Origin of the sequence: Kordia periserrulae (assembly GCF_003054265.1) — a bacterium.
GTDB lineage: Bacteria > Bacteroidota > Bacteroidia > Flavobacteriales > Flavobacteriaceae > Kordia > Kordia periserrulae.
The window spans coordinates 1-1179 of the sequence record NZ_QBKT01000035.1 but is presented as its reverse complement, the minus strand read 5'-3'; the positions used below and the strand labels follow the sequence as shown (position 1 = coordinate 1179).

Here is a 1179-nt window from a genome sequence, read left to right as displayed (position 1 = left end):
CAAAGCCAATTGTAATTCTTCTTTTTGTTTTGTCCGTGAATGACAACGGTATCAAGCTGGTCATCTGTTTGCAGATAGACCTCTGTAAATCCTTCCTCTGCCATGAATTTAAACGGATGGTATCCTACAAAACTCACCACAAGGGTAGTTCCTTTGGGAACTTGTATGCTAAAGTTTCCGTCCATATCCGTTGCCGTTCCAACGGTGGTATCTACATCGACATACACATTGGCAAAAGGCAAGGTTTCATTGGTTGTTGCGTCAAATACTTGTCCTTCTACGCGGATGCCTGTACTATATTCTGTGCAAACGCTGTTGATATTGAATTGACTCATTTTCTTTTATATTTTATAATTAATAACTTGGTCGCTCCACACGACTCCCTGATAGCACCACAATCCCCATATTGCACACCATTGAACAAGGTAATAGCGTTTGTTTTCAGGGGTATAGATATCTGTGGCAATCACTTCTCCGATAAAATCTTTGTGTTTGTAATTCCCGTAGAGTTTCTCTGTGGTTATCCATGAACCGTCACTTTGCAATTCTACTTGCGGTACTTGAATCCCTGACTTTTTAGCGCAATACAGATAATCTCCAATCAAATAGTAGCCGCTATCAATCTGCGGATTTGTATTGTAACTTGGTGCGCGTATGGCGTTGTAAAAGCTTGAGAGTTCATCGGTGGATAAACCGTTTAGAGTATCGGTAAATAAATCCCTGTCAAATAGAATGGCATACGCCTGTGCTACTTGTTTGATATCATCTATTTGTGATGCAATATTCATCAGCGCTGCTTCATCGGTAAAGATGTCAAATTCAGGAAGTAAGTAACTAAAGAGTCCATCTTTGAATCCAATACGCGCAAAAGACTCATGAATGATGGCAGCGGCAGTCACTACAGGATTTCCAATATTGGCACGTGCATAGCGTTCGGCACGTTTGCGCTTTAGATATTTTGGGATTTTGTGCCAAGCATATACCGCTGCAAGTGTACCGCCGATAAGTAGCGCATTGTTCGATACGGTATTGCCGATAACGCCTGTAACGATTGGATTTCCTAATTTGCTCATCGCTTGTTGTATTTTTAAATTCCTAGAAATGCTTTGATGGTTGTAAATCCATTTTCGGTCTGTAAATAGGTGAGCGCTTTTGGACTTTTTGATAGTATCACAAGCC

The 1179-nt window shown here is 40.8% G+C and carries 2 protein-coding genes; both read right to left on the bottom strand.

Translation table 11 applies throughout. The features are described from left to right. The coding region (locus C8N46_RS20075) for a carboxypeptidase-like regulatory domain-containing protein (RefSeq protein WP_146169921.1) at window positions 1-335 on the bottom strand (335 nt) is incomplete at its 3' end. Window positions 336-341: 6 nt separating this feature from the next. Further along, window positions 342-1073, bottom strand: a complete 732-nt coding sequence (locus tag C8N46_RS20740) for a hypothetical protein (protein WP_108116884.1) — start codon at window positions 1071-1073, stop codon at window positions 342-344. Between the last annotated feature and the right edge of the window lie 106 nt (window positions 1074-1179).

Excerpts from the sequence above, each read along its gene's own strand:
- C8N46_RS20740 (WP_108116884.1), bottom strand. The coding sequence starts at position 1,073 with ATGAGCAAATTAGGAAATCCAATCGTTACAGGCGTTATCGGCAATACC.